16 protein-coding genes are annotated in these 19,411 nt (G+C 50.7%); 7 read left to right on the top strand and 9 right to left on the bottom strand.

The genetic code is table 11. The features are described 5' to 3' along the window. Positions 1-80: 80 nt before the first annotated feature. The 8 genes from H9Q13_RS08615 to H9Q13_RS08580 form a co-directional block, all read right to left on the bottom strand. Positions 81-1,457, bottom strand: coding sequence for a LutB/LldF family L-lactate oxidation iron-sulfur protein (locus H9Q13_RS08615; RefSeq protein ID WP_191183395.1), 1,377 nt, complete (start codon positions 1,455-1,457; stop codon positions 81-83). Positions 1,458-1,606: 149 nt separating this feature from the next. After that, the gene (locus H9Q13_RS08610; RefSeq protein ID WP_191183394.1) at positions 1,607-3,250 is read right to left on the bottom strand and encodes a M28 family peptidase; all 1,644 of its coding nucleotides are present in this window, start codon (positions 3,248-3,250) and stop codon (positions 1,607-1,609) included. Positions 3,251-3,287: 37 nt separating this feature from the next. Next, on the bottom strand, positions 3,288-3,773 hold the full coding sequence (gene ispF, locus H9Q13_RS08605; RefSeq protein WP_191183393.1) for a 2-C-methyl-D-erythritol 2,4-cyclodiphosphate synthase: 486 nt from the start codon (positions 3,771-3,773) through the stop codon (positions 3,288-3,290). 205 nt (positions 3,774-3,978) lie between these two features. Next, complete coding sequence (locus H9Q13_RS08600; RefSeq protein ID WP_191183392.1) at positions 3,979-5,079, bottom strand: alkene reductase; 1,101 nt, start codon at positions 5,077-5,079, stop codon at positions 3,979-3,981. An 87-nt stretch (positions 5,080-5,166) separates the two neighbouring features. Next, positions 5,167-5,991 (bottom strand): aldo/keto reductase, encoded by an 825-nt coding sequence (locus H9Q13_RS08595; protein WP_191183391.1) that lies wholly within the window; start codon positions 5,989-5,991, stop codon positions 5,167-5,169. Between the two features lie 56 nt (positions 5,992-6,047). Next, the gene (locus tag H9Q13_RS08590; RefSeq protein ID WP_191183390.1) at positions 6,048-6,497 is read right to left on the bottom strand and encodes a MarR family winged helix-turn-helix transcriptional regulator; all 450 of its coding nucleotides are present in this window, start codon (positions 6,495-6,497) and stop codon (positions 6,048-6,050) included. Between the two features lie 250 nt (positions 6,498-6,747). Further along, positions 6,748-7,236, bottom strand: a complete 489-nt coding sequence (locus H9Q13_RS08585) for a hypothetical protein (protein WP_191183389.1) — start codon at positions 7,234-7,236, stop codon at positions 6,748-6,750. A gap of 133 nt (positions 7,237-7,369) precedes the next feature. Continuing rightward, positions 7,370-8,635, bottom strand: a complete 1,266-nt coding sequence (locus tag H9Q13_RS08580) for a M16 family metallopeptidase (RefSeq protein WP_191183388.1) — start codon at positions 8,633-8,635, stop codon at positions 7,370-7,372. Positions 8,636-8,921: 286 nt separating this feature from the next. Between H9Q13_RS08580 and H9Q13_RS08575 the strand changes: the two genes are divergently transcribed. The 4 genes from H9Q13_RS08575 (at position 8,922) to ytxJ (ending at position 11,907) form a co-directional block, all read left to right on the top strand. Beyond that, complete coding sequence (locus H9Q13_RS08575) at positions 8,922-10,901, top strand: alpha-ketoacid dehydrogenase subunit alpha/beta (protein ID WP_191183387.1); 1,980 nt, start codon at positions 8,922-8,924, stop codon at positions 10,899-10,901. Positions 10,902-10,973: 72 nt separating this feature from the next. Next, entirely contained in the window at positions 10,974-11,138 is a 165-nt protein-coding gene (locus H9Q13_RS08570; RefSeq protein WP_224744173.1) for a hypothetical protein, read from the top strand. A gap of 54 nt (positions 11,139-11,192) precedes the next feature. After that, complete coding sequence (locus tag H9Q13_RS08565; protein WP_191183385.1) at positions 11,193-11,552, top strand: hypothetical protein; 360 nt, start codon at positions 11,193-11,195, stop codon at positions 11,550-11,552. Positions 11,553-11,565: 13 nt separating this feature from the next. Further along, a complete protein-coding gene (gene ytxJ / locus H9Q13_RS08560) occupies positions 11,566-11,907 on the top strand; it encodes a bacillithiol system redox-active protein YtxJ (RefSeq protein WP_191183384.1) in 342 nt (113 codons plus the stop codon). A gap of 34 nt (positions 11,908-11,941) precedes the next feature. Here the strand turns inward: ytxJ and H9Q13_RS08555 are convergent, their stop codons facing one another. Beyond that, positions 11,942-12,346: an OsmC family protein gene (locus H9Q13_RS08555; RefSeq protein ID WP_191183383.1), complete on the bottom strand. Its 405-nt coding sequence runs from the start codon at positions 12,344-12,346 to the stop codon at positions 11,942-11,944. Positions 12,347-12,411: 65 nt separating this feature from the next. On the opposite strand from H9Q13_RS08555, the gene H9Q13_RS08550 reads away from it, so the two are divergent. The 3 genes from H9Q13_RS08550 (at position 12,412) to H9Q13_RS08540 (ending at position 19,387) form a co-directional block, all read left to right on the top strand. Continuing rightward, entirely contained in the window at positions 12,412-13,140 is a 729-nt protein-coding gene (locus H9Q13_RS08550; protein WP_317173886.1) for a hypothetical protein, read from the top strand. 125 nt (positions 13,141-13,265) lie between these two features. Next, positions 13,266-14,177 carry a lipoyl synthase gene (lipA, locus tag H9Q13_RS08545; RefSeq protein ID WP_224744172.1) on the top strand — a complete coding sequence of 304 codons (912 nt, stop codon included), beginning with the start codon at positions 13,266-13,268 and terminating at the stop codon, positions 14,175-14,177. A 476-nt stretch (positions 14,178-14,653) separates the two neighbouring features. Beyond that, positions 14,654-19,387: an ice-binding family protein gene (locus H9Q13_RS08540; protein ID WP_191183381.1), complete on the top strand. Its 4,734-nt coding sequence runs from the start codon at positions 14,654-14,656 to the stop codon at positions 19,385-19,387. The last annotated feature ends 24 nt before the right edge of the window (positions 19,388-19,411 follow it).

Below are 19,411 nucleotides of genomic sequence, written 5' to 3'. Positions count from 1 at the left end.
GGGAGACCAAGCTGATAATGAAACATAAAAGGCCTGCAACACAAGTTTGCAGGCCTTTTATGTTTATAGAGCGAACTAATTTACTTAACCTCCCGCTCCTTCCAAAGCTGGTTAAACGACTTTGGTGCTACTTGCAGCGGCTCACGACGCTTGCTCCATGTGTCTTTCAGCACTTGCTTCAGCACGAAGTTCTTTACGCCGGCTGGTGCCATGTTCAAGAGTTTACGGCTCTTCATAGCTTTCAGCCACAGCTTGAAAGTGGTGCGTTCGCTTTTCTCGGTAAAGCCTTGCTCCACACTCTGGCGGCGATTGAGCAGCAGCAGGTTGTGGATATTGATTTTAACAGGGCAAACCGACGTGCAGGCACCGCAAAGCGAACTGGCAAAACTCAGGTGCTTGTTCTCGGCCATACCGTTGTAATGCGGTGTGATCACTGAGCCAATCGGGCCGCTGTAGGTGCTCTCGTAGGTATGGCCACCGATGTTCTTGTATACCGGGCATACGTTCAGGCAGGCGCCGCAGCGTATACAGTTCAGGGCTTCCCGCTTCTCAGGCAGGGCCAGCAGCTCGGTGCGACCATTGTCGAGCAACACGACATACATCTCGTCCGGGCCGTCCTTCTCGTTCGGTTGGCGTGGGCCTGTAAAAATGGTATTGTAAATGGTGACTTGCTGGCCAGTGCCGCTCGTACTCAACAAAGGCCAGAAAAGGTCGAGGTCCATCACCGACGGCAGAATCTTCTCTATACCTACAATGGCAATGTGCGTCTTCGGGAAAGCAGTGGACAGGCGGCCGTTGCCTTCGTTTTCGGTAATGGCCACGCCTCCGATATCGGCAAGCAGAAAGTTGCCGCCGGTTATACCTACTTCGGCTTCGGTGTACTTGGCGCGAAGCAGGCGGCGGGCAGTGGCTACCAGTTCTTCGGCACTGTCGGTCGGGGCTATGTTGAGTTTCTTTACAAACAGGTCGGCAATGTCTTTTTTGGACATGTGCATGGCCGGCGTCACGATATGGTAAGGCCTTTGCTCGGCCAGCTGCACGATGTACTCGCCGAGGTCCGTTTCCACCGTCTCGATGCCGTTCTTCTCCAAAAAATTGTTTAGATGAACTTCCTCCGTCGTCATCGACTTAGACTTTACGACCGAACGGGCACGCTTGCGCTTCATAATCTGTCCGATCTCTTTGAGCGCCTCTTCGGCATTTCGTGCCCAGATCACCTTGCCGCCACGGGCCGTAAAGTTGGACTCAAACTCCATCAGATACTTGTCTAAGTTATTGATGGCATTTGTTTTTATAAAAGAAGCCCGCTCACGGGCAAGTTCGTGGTCGCTGTATTGGGTAAGGCCACGCTGCACAGCGGCATTGTACTTGCCGATGTTAAACTTAATAGTGGAGCGGTGGCCCAGATCAAATGCTTTTGTTTCGGCGTCCTGCAGAAACTGTTTTAGTCTACTCATAAGATAAACCCTATGGTCTTTCCCGAAAATGGCTGATTTCAGGAAGTGTCATTAAAAGAAAAACACCCTTAAAGTTAGGGTGTTTTTCTCAAAGCTAATAAAAGCGGAATGTTTTTATGATAAACGGCCGCTTGCGTGGGTTTAGTGCATTACTTTTTGTTGCTGTCCACTACAATACGGTTGTCGCGGTTGGCAAGCTCCCACGTCACGTGAAACGCCAGGCGGGCGGCTTTCTCGGCTTTCTCGAAAATGATTTTGTCTACTGTGTCGGTTGCCTTGTGGTAGTCGGCGTGCACCCCGTTGAAATAGAACACGATTGGAATGCCATGCTTGGCAAAGTTGTAGTGGTCGGAACGATAGTAGAAGCGGTTCGGGTCATTCTCGTCGTTGAACTTGTAGTCAAGGCGCAGGCCTACGTGCTTCTGGTTCATTTCCTCGTTGATCTTGTGCAGCTCCGAAGAAAGCTTGTCTGCGCCGATCACATAGATGTAATTCTGGTCGTTGGTCTTCTCTGCGTCGAAGTCCATGCGGCCGATCATGTCAATATTGATGTTGGCTACTGTGTTCTCCAGCGGGAATACCGGGTTGTTAGCGTAATACTCAGAACCGAGCAAGCCTTTTTCTTCGGCGGTAACGGTCATAAACAGAATGCTGCGGCGTGGACCCATGCCGTCTTTCTTCGCTTGGGCAAAAGCCTCGGCAAGCTCGATCACGGCTACAGTACCGGAACCATCGTCGTTCGCGCCATTAAAGATCTGACCATCCTCTATACCTACGTGGTCATAATGAGACGTTACCACAATCACTTCGTCTTTCTTGTCAGTGCCTTCGATGTAGCCCAACACGTTTTCAGATGGAAGCGCGTCGCTCTTACGCTCTGTCTTTATTTTCACGTCTTTCACAGCCGTGAATGTGCCCGGTGTCGGCTTGCCTGCTTTAGCTACGGCATTGGCATAGGCAAACATCTTTTCTGGTGTAGTGCCCAGCAAGGCGGCGCCCACCTGCGGCGAAACATAAAGCGATGCGGTGCTGCCTTGCGAACCATTGCCTTTTAAGCCAATGGACGGACGCGACAGGAAGTTACGGTAGCGCTGCGTCAGGGACTTAAATTCATCCGTAGTGGTGCCCGTCACGATCAGCACGCTTTTGGCGCCACGCTTGGTGGCAGCGTTGCGTTTCGTGCGGAAGTCGTTACCCCAGTCAGATGCCTTCTCAGAACCGCTTACCAGGAATTTGCCATCAGCACCCTTTGGCTCACCGCCTAGTACCACAACCATCTTGCCGGTCACATCGATGTTGGCGTAATCAGAGTAGTTGTCGGCATCAATACCGTAGCCGGCGAACACCACTTCGGCGTTTTGCTCAGTCTGGTAAGGAGATGCGCCCAACACAAAGAAGTCCTGCCCCATCATAAATTTCTGCTTGCCAACCATGATGTAACCGTCGCCCCACTGGCTGCGCTCCAAATTAACTGGCTGGTAGTAGGGGTTGGTACTGTTTTTAACTGGTCCAACCAGGCCATCCTCTTTAAACTCGCGGGAGATGTACGCGGCAGCCATTTGGAGACCCTTAGAGCCTGTGTCGCGGCCTTCGTACTCGTCCGAAGCGAGTATGTGCAGGTGCTTGGACAGGTCAGCGGCTGTGATGGTGGCAGCGTATTTCGGTGCGGCTTCACGCAATCGATCAACTTCCGTTGCAGGAGCCTCAGCGGCAGGGCTGGTGGTAGGCGTCTGGGCGCAACCTGTAGTCAGGAAGGCAGCCAGCGCATACACATAAAACTTGTTGTACTTCATGGTTTGCTGTAAGGTGATGAAAAAGGTTAGCGAATGATTATTGTTTTACGATCAGGACGGTGGCAAAAGCAGCAACGCCTTCTTTCTTTCCCACAAAGCCCAGGTGCTCCGTCGTGGTGGCCTTAATGGAGATGTCATGCTCCGGTATACCCATCACTTTGGCCAGGCAGGCTTTCATGTCAGGTATGTGCGGGTTCACTTTGGGTTCCTGCAGGCAGATGGTGGAATCGATGTTGCCGATCTCGTAGCCTTCGCGGGAAAGCAAATGCATGACTTCCTTCAAAAGGATCTTGCTGTCGATGCCCTTGTACTGGGGGTCTTTGTCGGAGAAATGGAAACCGATATCGCGCATGTTGGCGGCACCCAGCAGGGCGTCGCAGATGACGTGAATGAGCACGTCGGCATCAGAATGGCCGAGCGCACCGTGTGTATGCGGGATCTTAATGCCGCCGAGCCAGAAGTCCAACCCTTCCTGCAGTTGGTGCACGTCGTAGCCAAAGCCGGTTCTTATTTTGATTTTCATAATTTGTATGGACGGTATAGCGCCTGCCCTATATAGACACAGGTATAAAAAGTAAATATAGCCGCTTTTACGCTTTTGGCACTACATGGTGGCGCAATTTTCAGGCAATTGACTCAAACAAGACAGAAAGGTTTAAAAAGCAACAGCCAGCCGCCGGTGAGGGCAGCTGGCTGTATACAGGTATATATGGAAAAGCGCCTTCGGCTTAGGCCTTAGCTTCCACAAGGGAAGGATAATCGATATAGCCTTCGGCGCCAGGTGAGTAAAATGTGTTCTTGTCGGCTTCCTGCAGTTCTTCATTTTGGCGGAAACGCTCCGGCAGGTCTGGGTTGGCGATAAACGGCACACCGAAAGCCACCATGTCGGCTTCTCCGGCCTCAATTACGGCATTGCCTCTTTCCTGCGTGAAGCCTGCATTGATGATCAGACTGCCTTTGTAGATCGGGCGGTAGCGTTTGGCAATGTTTTGCTCGGCATAAGGTATAGCGCTCACGTCATTGAAAGGCTCCGATAGGTGCAGGTACGACAGCTTGTAGTTGTTGAGTTTTTCGATGATGTAATCGAAGGTCGGAATGGTTTCCTCGTCCATCGTCATCCCGAAAATGCCGTGCAGACTTGGGTTCAGACGCACGCCTACACGCTCTATCGGCATCACTTCCTGGATCGCCTCAATCACTTCAAACAAGATGCGGGCTCTGTTCTCTATCGAGCCGCCATACTCATCGGTGCGGATGTTGGACGTGGCATTGAAGAACTGGTGCAGCAGATAGCCATTTGAGGAGTGAATCTCCACCCCGTCAAAGCCCGCGTCCATGGCGTTTTTAGCAGCGGCCTTGTAGTCCTGCACAATCTGCTTGATTTCAGGTATAGTGAGGGCACGCGGCGTTACGGTTTTCTTGAAACCCTGCGGGGTATAAGACTGGTCGTTCGGGTTAATGGCCGAAGGAGCCACTGGGAATTCACCGTTATGGAAATCTGGGTGCGACATACGACCTACGTGCCACAGCTGTGCGAAAATCTTTCCGCCCTCGGCGTGCACCGCAGCAGTAACCTTTTTCCAGCCGGCTACCTGTTCTTGGCTATACATGCCGGGCGTGTTGATGTAGCCCACGGCTTGCTCTGAAATCTGTGTACCTTCCGATATAATCAATCCCGCACTGGCGCGCTGGGCATAATAGGTCACCATCAGGTCGTTTGGCACATTGCCCTCATTGGCGGCACGGCTACGCGTCATGGGTGCCATGATCACGCGGTTATTCAGTTCTAAATCGTTGAGTTTTATCGGTCTTAAAAGTGGTTGTGACATAATTGTAGTTTGAAAGTTAGAGAGTTAGAAAGTTTAGGAGTTATCCTGCCTGCACCGTCTTCCTCATTTTTAATTCGTAATTCTTAATTAAATAATGTCCCAGTCGGGAGCAAAAGGCGGATTCACGACACGCTGATTGTCTTTTTTCAACTGATCAATCTGGGCGACATCCTCTGCTGATAGCTCAAAGTCGAAGATGTTGATATTGTCTTTGAGGCGCTCCACTTTGGATGTCCTAGGTATAGCCAGCACGCCGTCTTGCTGAATTAGCCAGCGCAGTGATACTTGCACTTCGTTCTTGCCATATTTTTCGCCAATAGCTTTGAGAACCGGATTGTCGAGCACTTTGCCTTGTGCGATCGGGCTGTAGGCAGTCAGAGAAATATTGTGCTTACGCAGGTAGGTATAGAGCTTGGTCTGGTTGATCAGCGGGTGATACTCTACCTGATTGGTGATAATGTCGGCACCTGTGGCCAGCACTTCGTCAAGCAGGGCAGTCGGGTGGTTGCTCACGCCAATGTACTTGGTGTATCCTTTGCGCTGCGCCTCCATCAGTTGGTCCATGTACTCGTTTACCGGCACGTTGCGATTGGGCCAGTGGATGAGCAACAGGTCCACATAATCAGTCTTGAGTTTGCGCAAGCTTTCCTCCACCGATGGCAGGAAGTCTTTTTTATAAAGGCTTTCCCGGAAAACTTTTGTCGTCAGAAAAATCTCATCACGGGCTATACCTGAATCCTTGATGGCTGCCCCTACACCCGCCTCGTTCTGGTAGATCTGTGCCGTATCGATGTGGCGGTAGCCATCCGATATGGCAGCGGCTGTAATCTCACGGGCTACATCATCGGTTAACTGAAACGTGCCCAAACCTAGAGCAGGTATAGAAGCTTCTTTTATAGTGATGTTCTTCATGAATATCTTAGTTTGTACATTATTTGTGCATACAAATATTAGGATAAAAAAATAGCTCAGCCCCTGAGCTTGTCGAGCAAGTTGCTTACTAAAACGGCCTCTTCCTGCGTCAGGTTATGAAAACGCTGGAAAAAGGCAGGCATCTGCTCATCTATCTGACTTAACAAATCCTTACCTGCAGAGGTCAGCCTTAACTCGATCATGCGGCGATTTGCCTGGCAGATGTCACGCGTCACATAACCTTTCTCGATCAGCTTGTCCACGAGGCGGGTTACGTTGGAATTTCGGTCTACCATGCGTTCCTGCACCTCTCCAAAACAAACCGGCTTATGGTGCTGGCCCCGCACAATGCTCAACACATTATGCTGCTGCAGCGTGAGCCCAAACTGCTTGAAGAAAGGGATGAACTGCTGATTCAGCCAGTTGTTCGTGAACAACAGATTGACTACCATGCGACGGTGGTCGTCCTTGAAGTCTTTCTGCTGTATTTCGTCTTCTATACGCATAGGGCTGTTTATAAGTGCAAAGGTAAAGTTGTTGTTTGTATATACAAATATTGAGGCGTAAAAGTTTCGGAAAGCTTATCTGTATCTATACATAGGGTTCCTATTCCAAGTATTTTCAAGATTGAAGGATTTGTAGGATTGGGTATTCGTATATGGTCAGGACAGGGTGCGCCTTGTCCTGACAGGAGAAAACGGAACGCGGCTTATACCTATAGGTATATGCTGTAGCAGCACTGTTGGAATCGCGATACTACTTTTGGAACACCGTATCAAATGTTATCCGTTTGGCGCTTCCAGTTGAAGCTTGCGCAGTGACATCGGCCTTCACACGCCATTTGCCGTCTGCCATTTTGGTGCCTTCTATCAGACCGCCGTCTAACGGGTGGGTGTTACTGCTTACCCACGCACCCCATTCTTGGTAAAAACCTTTGGCAATGGGAAGCTCGGCCCCTTCGAACCGAAAAGTTGTCGCGTCTTTTCCCACTTCAAAGGTCAGGGTATAGCCCCATTCATCATCCATGGTGTTTTCGCATTCCGGGGCTACATGGCTGTAACTAAATACAAGGTTTTCCCCGTTCACCACGTGATAGTAATCCTGCTGGGCGTCTCCGTTGTAGTGTACCGCAATGGATTTGTTCGATTCAAAACTGCTGCTGTTTCGGGCTGGGTTACAGTCGTCCTTGTCGCAGCCCATCAAGGTTAGGGTAATGCCAAGGAGTAAGGGGAGAAGTTTTTTCATAAGGTATAGAAGATACACTGTCTACATGATTGACCCCCTCGAAGACCAAATGGTTGCAGGGCTATACCTAAAAAATAAAAACGGCTATAGTTCGCACCACAGCCGCTTCCAAATCATAGAGCTTATACCTAACCTAGGCCTCCTGCTCCATTGGTTTCTCTTTCTTCTCTGCCTTGTAAAGCAACGTGGAGCAATTGTTCGGGTCGAGCACCTCTTTGGCGCAGCGCAGGATGTCCTGCGGCGTGACGGCCTGTATCTTCTCACCTTCGGTGTTCACGAAATTGGCGTCGCCCAGCAGCTTACCATAGGCCAGATTCATGGCGCGGTTCAGGAGCTCGATCTCAGAGAATACCAGTGAGGTCTCGGCTTGGTTCTTCACTTTATTCAGCTCTTCCTCGTCCACCAGTTTCTCCATCAGCTCTTGATTGATTGCCTCAATAGCACGATTGGCTTCGTAAATGTCCACCCCTTCGTTGAGTTTGCCTTGGATGATCAGCAAGCCCGGCTCGATGGAGCCCGTCACGGAGGCCGCGATGGAGTTGAATAGCTTCTGCTCTTTTACCAGTTGCTCATACAGGCGCGAGGACTTGCCACGACCCAGAATGTCGCTGATCAGGTCGACGGCATAGTAGTCTTCGTGCGTGCGGCTTGGCATGTGGTAGGCTTTGTAGATGGCGCTCAAAGGCACATCGGCGCTTGTTTCGAGCACACGCGGGGCCTGCTGCTTTGGCTCATTAGGTATAGCACGCTCGTACTTCTCGCCGGCAGGTATAGGGCCAAACCATTTTTCGGTCAACTCCTTTGCCTGGTCAAAAGTGATATTTCCGGCTACCACCAGCACGGCATTGCTCGGGGAGTAATGTTTCCTGTGGAACGCTTTCACGATGTCCATGGTCGCGTCTTCGATGTGCGCAATCTCCTTGCCGATGGTAGCCCACTTGTATGGGTGCTGCTCATAGGCGAGCGGACGAAGCTTCAGCCACACGTCGCCATAGGGCTGGTTGAGGTAGTTTTGCTTAAACTCCTCTACGACCACTTTGCGCTGCACTTCCAGGCCGTGCTCGCTAAAAGCCAGATCCAGCATGCGGTCCGACTCCAGCCAAAAACCGGTTTCTATGTTCTGGGCCGGCAGCGACAGGTAGTAATTGGTGATATCAGGACTTGTAAATGCATTGTTCTCGCCACCCACGCGCTGCAGGGGCTCATCGTATACCGGGATGTGTTTGGAGCCGCTGAACATCAGGTGTTCAAACAGGTGTGCAAAACCCGTGTGCTGTTCTTCCTCGTCACGGGATCCCACGTCATAAAGCACATTCAGCACGGCCATAGGCGAGGTATGGTCTTCGTGTACGATCACCCGCAGGCCGTTATCCAGCGTAAATTCCTCGAACTGTATCATAATCTTCTTCTCTTTTAAGGTGACAACCCATGTTGCCTGATTTTTCCCTGTTATTTTTTTCAACAGGTATACTTGGAGCCCTGTTCTACCAAAACCGGCAAATACTTGCAGGCCTGACAGGTTTTATGTAGCTTTTGCTTTCTTTACGGGCTTTCGGACGCCGCATGTTGCGTATGTCGGGCCGTTAAGACACGAAGTACCGAACAAATTTATAAATTAGCACCATAATTAGCGGCGAAAGCAAACGTTCTGCTGCCATACCACAACGAATTTCCCTGTCAATAAGATGAACTATAACCGCAAAGAATACTCTGACGACGAACTGATCGCATTATACAAAGGCATTCTGAAGCCACGCATGATCGAAGAACGCATGCTGGTGCTGCTGCGCCAGGGCAAGGTGAGCAAGTGGTTCTCAGGTATAGGCCAGGAGGCTATCTCGGTAGGCTCCGTTATGGCCCTCGAGTCAGATGAGTATATCCTGCCGCTGCACCGCAACCTGGGAGTATTCACGAGCCGCGAGGTGCCTTTGGACAGACTCTTTGCGCAGTTTCAGGGCAAGAAAACCGGCTTTACGAAGGGGCGTGACCGTTCTTTTCATTTTGGCTCCAATGAGCACCACATTGTGGGCATGATCTCGCATTTGGGTCCGCAGCTGGCCGTGGCCGATGGTATAGCCCTGGCGGATCTGCTGGATAACAAAGAGAAGGTGGCGCTGGTATTCAGCGGTGACGGCGGTGCCTCCGAAGGCGACTTCCATGAGGCGCTCAATGTGGCGGCTGTCTGGAACCTGCCGGTTATATTCATGATCGAGAACAACGGCTACGGTTTGTCTACGCCGAGTAACGAGCAATTCAAGTTCAAGCACTTCACCGACAAAGGTCCGGCCTACGGTATAGACGCCCTCCAGATCGATGGCAACAATATTGTGGAGGTATACGACACCGTGCGACAGGCTGCCTACAGCATGCGCAAGAATCCGCGCCCGATGCTGATCGAGGCAATTACTTTCCGCATGCGTGGGCATGAGGAGGCCAGCGGTACCAAGTATGTGCCGCAGGAGCTGTTTGAGAAGTGGGCTAAGAAGGATCCGGTGGAGAACTTTGAGAAGTATTTGCTCGACGAAGTGATTCTGACGCCCAAAGCCATAGAAGGAATACGCGAAGAGATAAAGGCTGAGATTGAGGAAGGGCTGCAGACTGCCTTTGAAACCCCAATGCCGGAAGTCAATCGCCAGGAGGAGCTGGAGGACATGTACCGTCCTTTCGAGCAGGAAGTAATCAAGCCAGCCACAGATGCCAAAACAGAGAAGCGCTATGTAGACGCTATTTCGGACGGACTGCGCCAAAGCATGGAACGTTACCCGGAGCTCGTGCTGATGGGGCAGGACATTGCCGAGTACGGTGGCGTGTTCAAAATAACAGAGGGCTTTGTAGACAAATTCGGTAAGGAACGTGTGCGCAATACACCGCTTTGCGAGTCGGCTATACTAGGGATAGGATTGGGCATGTCCATTAAAGGCAAGAAAAGCATGGTTGAGATGCAGTTTGCCGATTTTGTGAGCTGCGGTTTTAACCAGATCGTGAACAACCTTGCCAAGAGCCATTACCGTTGGGGCCAGAACGCCGATGTGGTGGTGCGCATGCCAACAGGTGCCGGTACCGCAGCAGGTCCGTTTCACTCGCAGAGCAATGAAGCGTGGTTCTTCCATACTCCGGGTCTGAAAATCGTATATCCGTCTTCGCCTTATGATGCTAAAGGTCTGCTGAATGCGGCCATCGAAGATCCAAACCCTGTTATGTACTTTGAGCACAAATTGCTCTACCGCTCCATCTCGCAGGAGATTCCGGATGACTACTATACCATTGAGATCGGCAAAGCCAAATTGGTAACCGAGGGGTCTGATATTTCCATTATCACCTATGGTATGGGCGTGCACTGGGCCAAGCAACTGCAGCAGGAGATGACCGACATCAGTTTCGATATACTGGACCTGCGTTCGCTGCTGCCTTGGGACAAAGAGGCCGTGCGCGAAACCGTAGCCCGTACCGGCCGCGTGATCGTGCTGCACGAAGACACTATGACCGGCGGCATAGGCGGCGAAATATCAGCCTGGATCGGCGAGAACTGTTTCGAGCTGCTCGATGGGCCGGTAACTCGGGTGGCGAGCCTGGACACGGCCGTGCCGTTTGCGCCGCCGTTGGAACAGGAGTTCCTGCCAAAGCAGCGCCTGCGCGAGAAGGTGGAGCGAATCATGGCATTTTAAAACATTGTATAGAGTAAGATAACTTGCAGCGTGATGCAGAAAATTAAATTTTGGATAGTACCCCTGCTGTGTATGGCGCTGCTGCTGGGAACAGGTTGTCAGCGCAAGGGGATACCTTGCCCTAAGCCGGGGAAGACGACCAAGTTGTCAGGCAAGAACGCCAATGGCCTGGAAGCTGTGCGGGTGGATATGGACAAGAATGGCCGTGTGAAGAAGAAGCGGTGGCTGATTTTTTAGGGGAGTAACCAGCGCCCCTGAATTCAGTATAATAACTGTATACGGAAAGGTGGTATGAAGAAGCAGAAGTTTGACAAGCAGGCAAAAGGATTGGTTGTGTTGACCTGTCTGTGTTTTTGGGCAGCCTGGCCTGCCTTGGGGCAGATCAGTTACAAAACTGTGGACAGGCACGAGCAGTTAAAAAGGAAATCGCTGCGGGAGGCAAGCCAGACAGAGACCTCCGCTTACAAAGACACGCACCTGAACATGGAGGCCTATACCTTCAAGAAGGGAGAGTCAGGTAAGACAAACTCGCGTTCCAGGTCCAGGCTGCTGCGTACGGGCAATGTCCCTGACCCTGCATCTGTCCAGCAGGCACCGGCAAAACGGGAAAAAAAAATCAGGCTATCCCGTAAAAAGAAGTCGGTAAACTAAAAAGAAGACATTTATGAATTGGCATCCGCTTACGAGTGCAGAGCAATTAGAAACAGTAATAGAAGAGTCGAAAAGCACTCCGGTGGTCATATTCAAGCACAGTACAGCTTGCTCGATCAGTTCAACGGCCAAAAGCAGGCTGGAGCGCCAGTGGGGTGGAGCCGGGCTAGATCATATCAAGCCCTACTATCTCGATCTGATCAGGTATAGACCTGTGTCAAACGAGATAGCAGAGGTATTTCAGGTACAGCATCAGTCACCCCAGATTCTGTTAATTCAGGATGGCATGTGCATTTATGACGCATCGCATTTGGGTATAAACCTGGACATGCTCAAAAAAAACATCACAGCGTAGCGCGTTCTTATAGCGGCTACGCTGCTTTAATGAGTTAATACAGGAAGTTTATTGTCTGCTTGACATCCGGGTGAAGGCTCAGGGCCACCGGGCAGGTGCGGGCGGCATTTTCAAGCATAGCCTTCTCCTTTTCAGAGTAAGGATTAGCAGGCATTCTGAAATTAAGCACAACCTCGGCAATGCGTCGCGGCTCAGCAGACATGATTTTGGTAGTCTCGATTTGCATGCCATCAATTTGAATACCATTTCGGTTGGCTACAATACCCATAATGGTCATCATGCAACTGCCCAGGGCGGCGCACACAAGGTCCGTAGGCGAAAATGCCTCGCCTAAGCCATTGTTGTCAACGGGGGCATCGGTAATAACGGTGTTGCCGGAGGAGAGGTGACAAGCTGAAGTGCGCAGTTGTCCGGTATAAGTGTTATGGATGGTTGCCATATAGCTGTAATTTTGTTTTGCGCGTAAATTTAAGCAGATTTAATCAAACCTTAACCGTATTGAAGGTGGTAAGAAACCTGGTACTCACAATTGCTTTCGCCCTGTTGGTAGTGCTACCGGCAGCCGCACAGTCCGACGATGATTTCAACAATGAGTTGAGTTACGGCATTAACCTGAACTCCAATGGGGGTTTGCTGGGGGGCGTATTCGTTCGCAGCTCATACTTCGTAAAAGAGCGGCTCTATCAGTTTGGAGGCCTGGAGGTGGTCGAAGTGAAGCATCCGAAGGAGAACCGGCTCTACAATCCGGGTTCGGGCGATCATTTCATTGCCGGAAAACAAAACCATTTCTTTGCGGTGCGCCCGCAGTACGGGGCGGAATATGTGCTGTTTCGCAAAGCGACTGAAAGCGGTGTGCAGGTGAATGCCGTGGGCGCCGCGGGGCCTTCGCTGGGTTTGCTGGTGCCCTATTACATCCGGTATGACTATGGCGGTGGCTTTCAGGGCGATGTGCGCACAGAGGCTTATGATCCCGCAAAGCACCTGAGTTTCGAAAACACGCTAGGCAATGCCAATGTGTTTACAGGTATAGGAGAAACGAGCATGAATCTGGGTTTCCATGCCAAAGCCGGCCTCAGCTTTGAATACGGCCGTTACAAAGAAAGCATCACAGGCCTGGAAGTCGGGTTCACGTTTGAGCAGTACTTCAAAGAGATGGTGATGATCCCACAAACCAAAAATTACAGCACCTTTACCTCCGTATACCTGAACATCTACTACGGTCGCCGGAAATAGAGGCTGCCGAACATTTTTCCCGAACTGTTTGTTTAGAGGGCAGTGCCGCAAGCCGGGTTGGTGAAGCGGTACATTTCTTATAGTTATAGCGAAAGTCTTAACGCATAAACCCCTATCTTTGCAGCATGGATGAACTATTGACACTTCCGGTAATACAGCCTAACGCCAAGCCCGAGGGGCTGAATGCGCTGGGGCAGCCCCGCAAACCAAACTGGCTGCGCGTAAAGTTGCCGGTGGGGAAAGAGTATGCGAAGGTAAGAAGCATAGTAGACGAGTATAAGCTGCATACGATCTGTGAGAGTGGAAACTGCCCGAATATGGGCGAGTGTTGGGGAGCTGGTACGGCTACTTTCATGATATTGGGCAATGTGTGTACACGGAGCTGTTCGTTTTGCGCCGTGGCGACAGGCCGACCAAACGAGTATGATACCGACGAACCGCGCCGTGTGGCTGAGGCCATCCAGCTGATGGGCGTTAAGCATGCGGTGATCACCTCTGTTAACCGCGATGAGCTGAAGGACCGTGGCGCCGCCATCTGGCACGAAACAGTAGCCATGGTGAAGCAGCTTTCTCCTACCACAACAATCGAAACCCTTATACCTGATGTGAAAGCAAACTGGGACGCCCTGATTACAATGATCTCGGCAGGCCAGGAAGTGGTTTCTCATAACATGGAGACCGTGAAAGAGTTATACCGCCGTGTGCGGCCGCAAGCCAAGTATGAGCGTAGCCTCGAGCAGATACGTCGTACCAAAGAATATGGCCAGCGTACCAAGACCGGCATTATGCTGGGCCTGGGCGAAACACGCGAACAGGTTTACCAGGCAATGGACGACCTGGCGGCCAATGGTTGCGATATCCTGACTCTGGGGCAGTATCTACAGCCAACCAAACTGCACATTGAAGTGGCGGAATTCATACACCCAGATTTGTTTGACCACTACAGAGAAGAAGGTTTGAAGCGCGGAATCAAATATGTGGAGTCGGGTCCTTTGGTTCGGTCGTCATATCACGCCGAACGTCATGTGCATGTATAAATTTTTTAATAAAAATTATTAAGGAAGCTTTGCGATAAGATGTACTCCCCTGGCATGATCATTTTGTCAGGGGAGTATTTTTATTGTACAGTTTCGTTCCCTAAATTTCTCTATTTCTCCTGAGATTTTTTCACTTTCTTTGTTGCGCCTTTCGTGTAAATCTGTAATGTATATGGAATATACAACAAAAATAACAGTTCATTAGTATATTCAGATATGTAGCTTTTGAGATTTTCCAGGGCTACTCAAATAAGATTTTGCACTACTTTTTGCAGAGATTAAAAAATTAAGAAGGAAACATTTATTGGAATAGTCTTACATTATTGCTGTTGCAACACGTTTCTGGATGAACAAGTATTGCATTTTTTATATTGCATTAAACTAATTTAAAATATATGAGTATCTGCATATAGTAAAAGTCAATAAAAATACTTTTATATTTATGCGAATTATGTTATTCCTTTTAATTTACCCATATGAGTAGAATTCTACTGCTTCTCATCCTGTTACTGACTACCAGCATCACCCATAGCTTCGGCCAGTCAGAAATATCCCTCGGGAGGGCTAATAGGTTTATTGCATTAGCCAACAAAGAAATAATTGTAGAGGGACCTGATAAGACATGGATTCGTGGTGACATTGGCACCAGTCCCAGTAAACTGATTACCGGTGAAAATAACCTGGTTGTGACAGGTAAGATCGAGAAAGGGACTGAACTCGCTGCAGAAGCAATGAGCGATATCAGAAGAGTATACCAGGAACTACGCATGTTGCCCGCTGACGCCTCCCTGAACAACGAACTTGGGAATGGCCGCGAAATATTGCCGGGTGTTTACCACATCAATGGCAATGCTACGATAAACGATATCTCACTGCTAGTAGGACAGGGTGCCTCTAATCCTGTTTTCATATTTGTAATCGACGGCAACCTGACCGCTAACCCTGGCTCGCTAAGTCTCTCCGGTTTAGGGGTAGAGTCCAAAAATATTTATTGGGTAGTTAATGGCAACGTGGATATCCGTACGCCGAGTACCCTCTATGGCAATGTCATCGCAACAGGGGATGTCAGGTTTGGCAAAGGGGTTAATTTATATGGCCGTGCTTTCTCATTAGATGGCAAAATAATTTTCGATACCAATTCAACTGTTCTCGAAAATGTTACAAATGCCGACTTGGTTGTCGATAAAGTGGTAGATAACAAAGATGTTTCGCTCGGCTCGCGAGTAACCTACACTATAACGGCTATTAACAATGGTCCTGGAGTGGCTCACAATGTAGTTGTGAAAGAGCATATTCCATCAGGTCTGAAGTTTCTTGAGGCTAAACCTGCCTCAAAAGGCACATATAACCAAACCGCAAATGAATGGGTGATTGGAGATATGGAGGTTGGAGAACAACAAGTTATTAAGCTGGTGTTTCAGATTATCAGTGCAGGTAACATTGTGAATGAGGTGATTATTATAGGCAATAATCCCGATCCCAAACCGGGTGACGAGGAAAAGGAGGAAGAGATCATTCTGCCTGACCTGGGGTTGACCAAAAAGATACTTAACCCGAAAGATAGCTATAACCTGGGCGACGTAGTCGCTTACGAGATCAAAGTGGCCAACAATGCCTCTACGGTGCAGGCGAACATAAACGTGCGCGAGCAGCTGGCCGAGGGGCTGGAGTACGTGCGCCACGAGGCCTCTGTCGGCACCACCTACAACAAGGAGACGGGCATCTACAACATCCCGACGCTGGCCGGCAACACCTCGGCCACGCTGGTGGTCTACGCCAAGATCGTGGCCGTGGGCAGCATCCGCAACGTGGCCACCATCATCGGCCGCACGCCCGACAACGACAAGGACCCGGATAACAACGAGCAAGAGGTAGAGATCGAATTGCCGGACCTAGGGCTGACCAAGACGATCGTCGACAGAAAAGACGACTACAAGTTGGGCGACGTGGTCGCCTACGAGATCAAGGTGACCAACAACGCCAAGACCGCCCAGGCGAACATAAACGTGCGTGAGCAGCTGGCCGAGGGGCTGGAGTATGTGCGCCACGAGGCCTCTGCCGGCACCACCTACAACAAAGAGACGGGCATCTACAACATCCCGACGCTGGCCGGCAACACCTCGGCCACGCTGGTGGTCTACGCCAAGATCGTGGCCGTGGGCAGCATCCGCAACGTGGCCACCATCATCGGCCGCACGCCCGACAACGACAAGGACCCGGATAACAACGAGCAAGAGGTCGAGATCGAGCTACCGGACCTGGGGCTGACCAAGACGATCGTCGACAGAAAAGACGACTATAAGTTGGGCGACGTGGTCGCCTACGAGATCAAGGTGACCAACAACGCCAAGACCGCCCAGGCGAACGTGAACGTGCGCGAGCAGCTGGCCGAGGGGCTGGAGTACGTGCGCCACGAGGCCTCTGCCGGCACCACCTACAACAAAGAGACGGGCATCTACAACATCCCGACGCTGGCCGGCAACACCACGGCCACGCTGGTGGTCTACGCCAAGATCGTGGCCGTGGGCAGCATCCGAAACGTGGCCACCATCATCGGCCGCACGCCCGACAACGACAAGGACCCGGACAACAATGAGCAAGAGGTAGAGATCGAGCTACCGGACCTGGGGCTGACCAAGACGATCGTCGACCAAAAGGACAGCTATAAACTGGGTGATGTGGTTGTTTATGAGATTAAAGTAACCAACTATGCCAAAGGCGCTCAGAACAATGTAAATGTTGCCGAAGTGCTCGCCGAAGGCTTGGAATACATTAGGTATGAGGCGTCTGTCGGTACTTACAACCATAGCACAGGTATCTATAACATCCCGACGCTGGCCGGTAAAACAGCAGCCACACTCAGGGTGTTTGCCAAACTGGTACGCACAGGGAACATACGGAACGTTGCTACCATCAAAGACCGTACGCCCGACAACGACAAAGACCCGGATAACAATGAGGAGGAGGTAGAGATTGTACTGCCGGACCTGGGGGTAACCAAGCAACTGGTAAGTACACAGGGTGAATACTACGTGGGCGATATGGTGCAGTATAAGATCGTGGTAACTAATTACGCCAAAGAACAGGCAACCAATGTAAAGGTTGAAGAGAAACTGCCCGAGGGTTTGTTGTATGTAAGCCACCAGGTTAATAGAGGTGAGTACAATCAGTCAACGGGAATGTTTACGATCCCGGTGCTGGCCATCGACGCCCCGGCTGTCCTGACAATTACGGCACAGGTGGTTAAATCAGGCAGCATCAGAAACATCGTGTCCATTATCGGCAAAGATCCAGTAAACCCTACGGACCCAACTGACCCAGGGGATTATAAGGACTCGGATCCGGACAATGACGACGACGAAGTTGTGGTACCGGTAGGCTGCCGTCCTAATGTAGAGGTTACCATCGGAACGGCACCAACAGCCGTTTGTATCAACACAGAAAACCTGACCTTTAAAGCAACATCCAATGTGATAGGAGGAACCTATAAGTGGGATTTGCCGGCAGGCTGGAGATTTGCAGCAGGTTCAGGGCAGGGCAGCAACGAAATAACGGTTATTGCCGGACCTACAGCTGGAGCCAACAAGATAAAAGTTACGGTAACAGATCAATGTAAAACGAATTCCGCCACTGCTGAGGTAACAGTAGACTTAACAGGCAACCCAACTGCGCTGAGCATAAACGGTGACAACACAGTTTGCTTCAATGGAGAAGGCATTCGCTTGACTGCTCCTGCAGTTGACGGCCTGACCTATAAGTGGACAGCAAGCGTGAACTTGGAGATTGTTGGGGAAGATAACAAGACCAACGTGACCGTGAAGCCAAAAGGCCAAAGCCTGTTAGGCGGCAAGGTATACCTGACTGTGACAAACAGCTGCGGCCTGAGCACTACCAGTGAAAAACTGATTCTTGTGACTCCTGCCCCGGCTGCACTTGGTGCTATCAAAGGCAAAGCCGATCTCTGTGAAGGAGAGGAAGTGACCTTCAGCATCGACGAAGTGGTTGGTGCTACCGGCTATACCTGGACTATACCTACCACAGCAGGCTGGCAAGTTGTTCGAGAAACTAAAACGAGCATCACCGTAAAAGTTGGTTCAGACAATGGAGCGATTCGGGTAACAGCTAACAACGGCTGCAGCAGTACTTCTGCGGTTCAGTTAGAATTAAAGGTAACCAAATTGCCAACAGCCCCGGCTATTGAAGGTGCCGCTACTGCCTGTGCAGGCGATGAAGTAACCTATACCGTGAAGCAGCCGATAGACGGAATAACCTATACCTGGAACGTGACAGGATGGACACTGAAAGGCGCTGCAACAGGCAATAGCATTACAGTAGTGGCAGGCAGTGGCGCTGGCAACATCAGTGTAACGGCAAGCAACAGATGCGATGAAGCAAGCAACAGCATGACCGTAGGTATTACGCCTAAACCTGACAGTCCAGGCACCATCTCGCACGATGTTAATGTTTGTCAAAACTCGGCGGGCAACGTCATCAGTATAACCGAAGTACCAGGCGCTACCTCCTATACCTGGAACCTGCCTGAAGGTTGGGTTATTACGGGTGGCCGTAATACAAACCAAATCACTGTAACGGTAAACGAGAAGGGCGGTACGGTAAGTGTGACAGCCGATAACTGTACAGGATCTAGTACACCGGCAACGATTACTATCAACATCACACCACCGCCGGCACCGGTTACCCGCATCACCGACAACAGCAATGTGTGCGAGGGCCTGATCTACACAGCTGATGCGGTGGCGGGCGCCACTTCCTATACCTGGACCGTAACCGAAGGCTTCACAATCGAGTCAGGGCAGGGGACTCCTACCATCAAGGTGAAGGCTAACAGCACCAATGCTTTTGGCCGTGTGAGCGTGATGACCCATACGGGCGGCTGTGTTGGTTCTGCGGAGTTCAGCATGGACATTGACGCGAAAGTGGCCGACGGACAACTGGACTTCCCGAAAGCCTTCAGCCCGAACGGCGACGGCAAGAACGACAGCTGGCTGGTGAAGAACCTGGAGAAATTCCCGGACAACGAGATGGTTATCTTTAACCGCTGGGGCTCTGAGGTATACAAGCAGAAGAGCTACAAAAACGACTGGACGGCCACAGGGCTGGAACAGGGGACTTACTTCTACAAAGTGAGGGTAAAACTGTGTGATGGCGTGTACAAAGAATATACCGGCTATGTGACCATCTTCCGATAAGCGACCGCAATGTCTATTGAAAAC

Origin of the sequence: Pontibacter aquaedesilientis (assembly GCF_014773225.1) — a bacterium.
Classification (GTDB): domain Bacteria; phylum Bacteroidota; class Bacteroidia; order Cytophagales; family Hymenobacteraceae; genus Pontibacter; species Pontibacter aquaedesilientis.
Note: the sequence above shows the minus strand (reverse complement) of the source record. Positions and strands in the feature narration are given on the sequence as shown.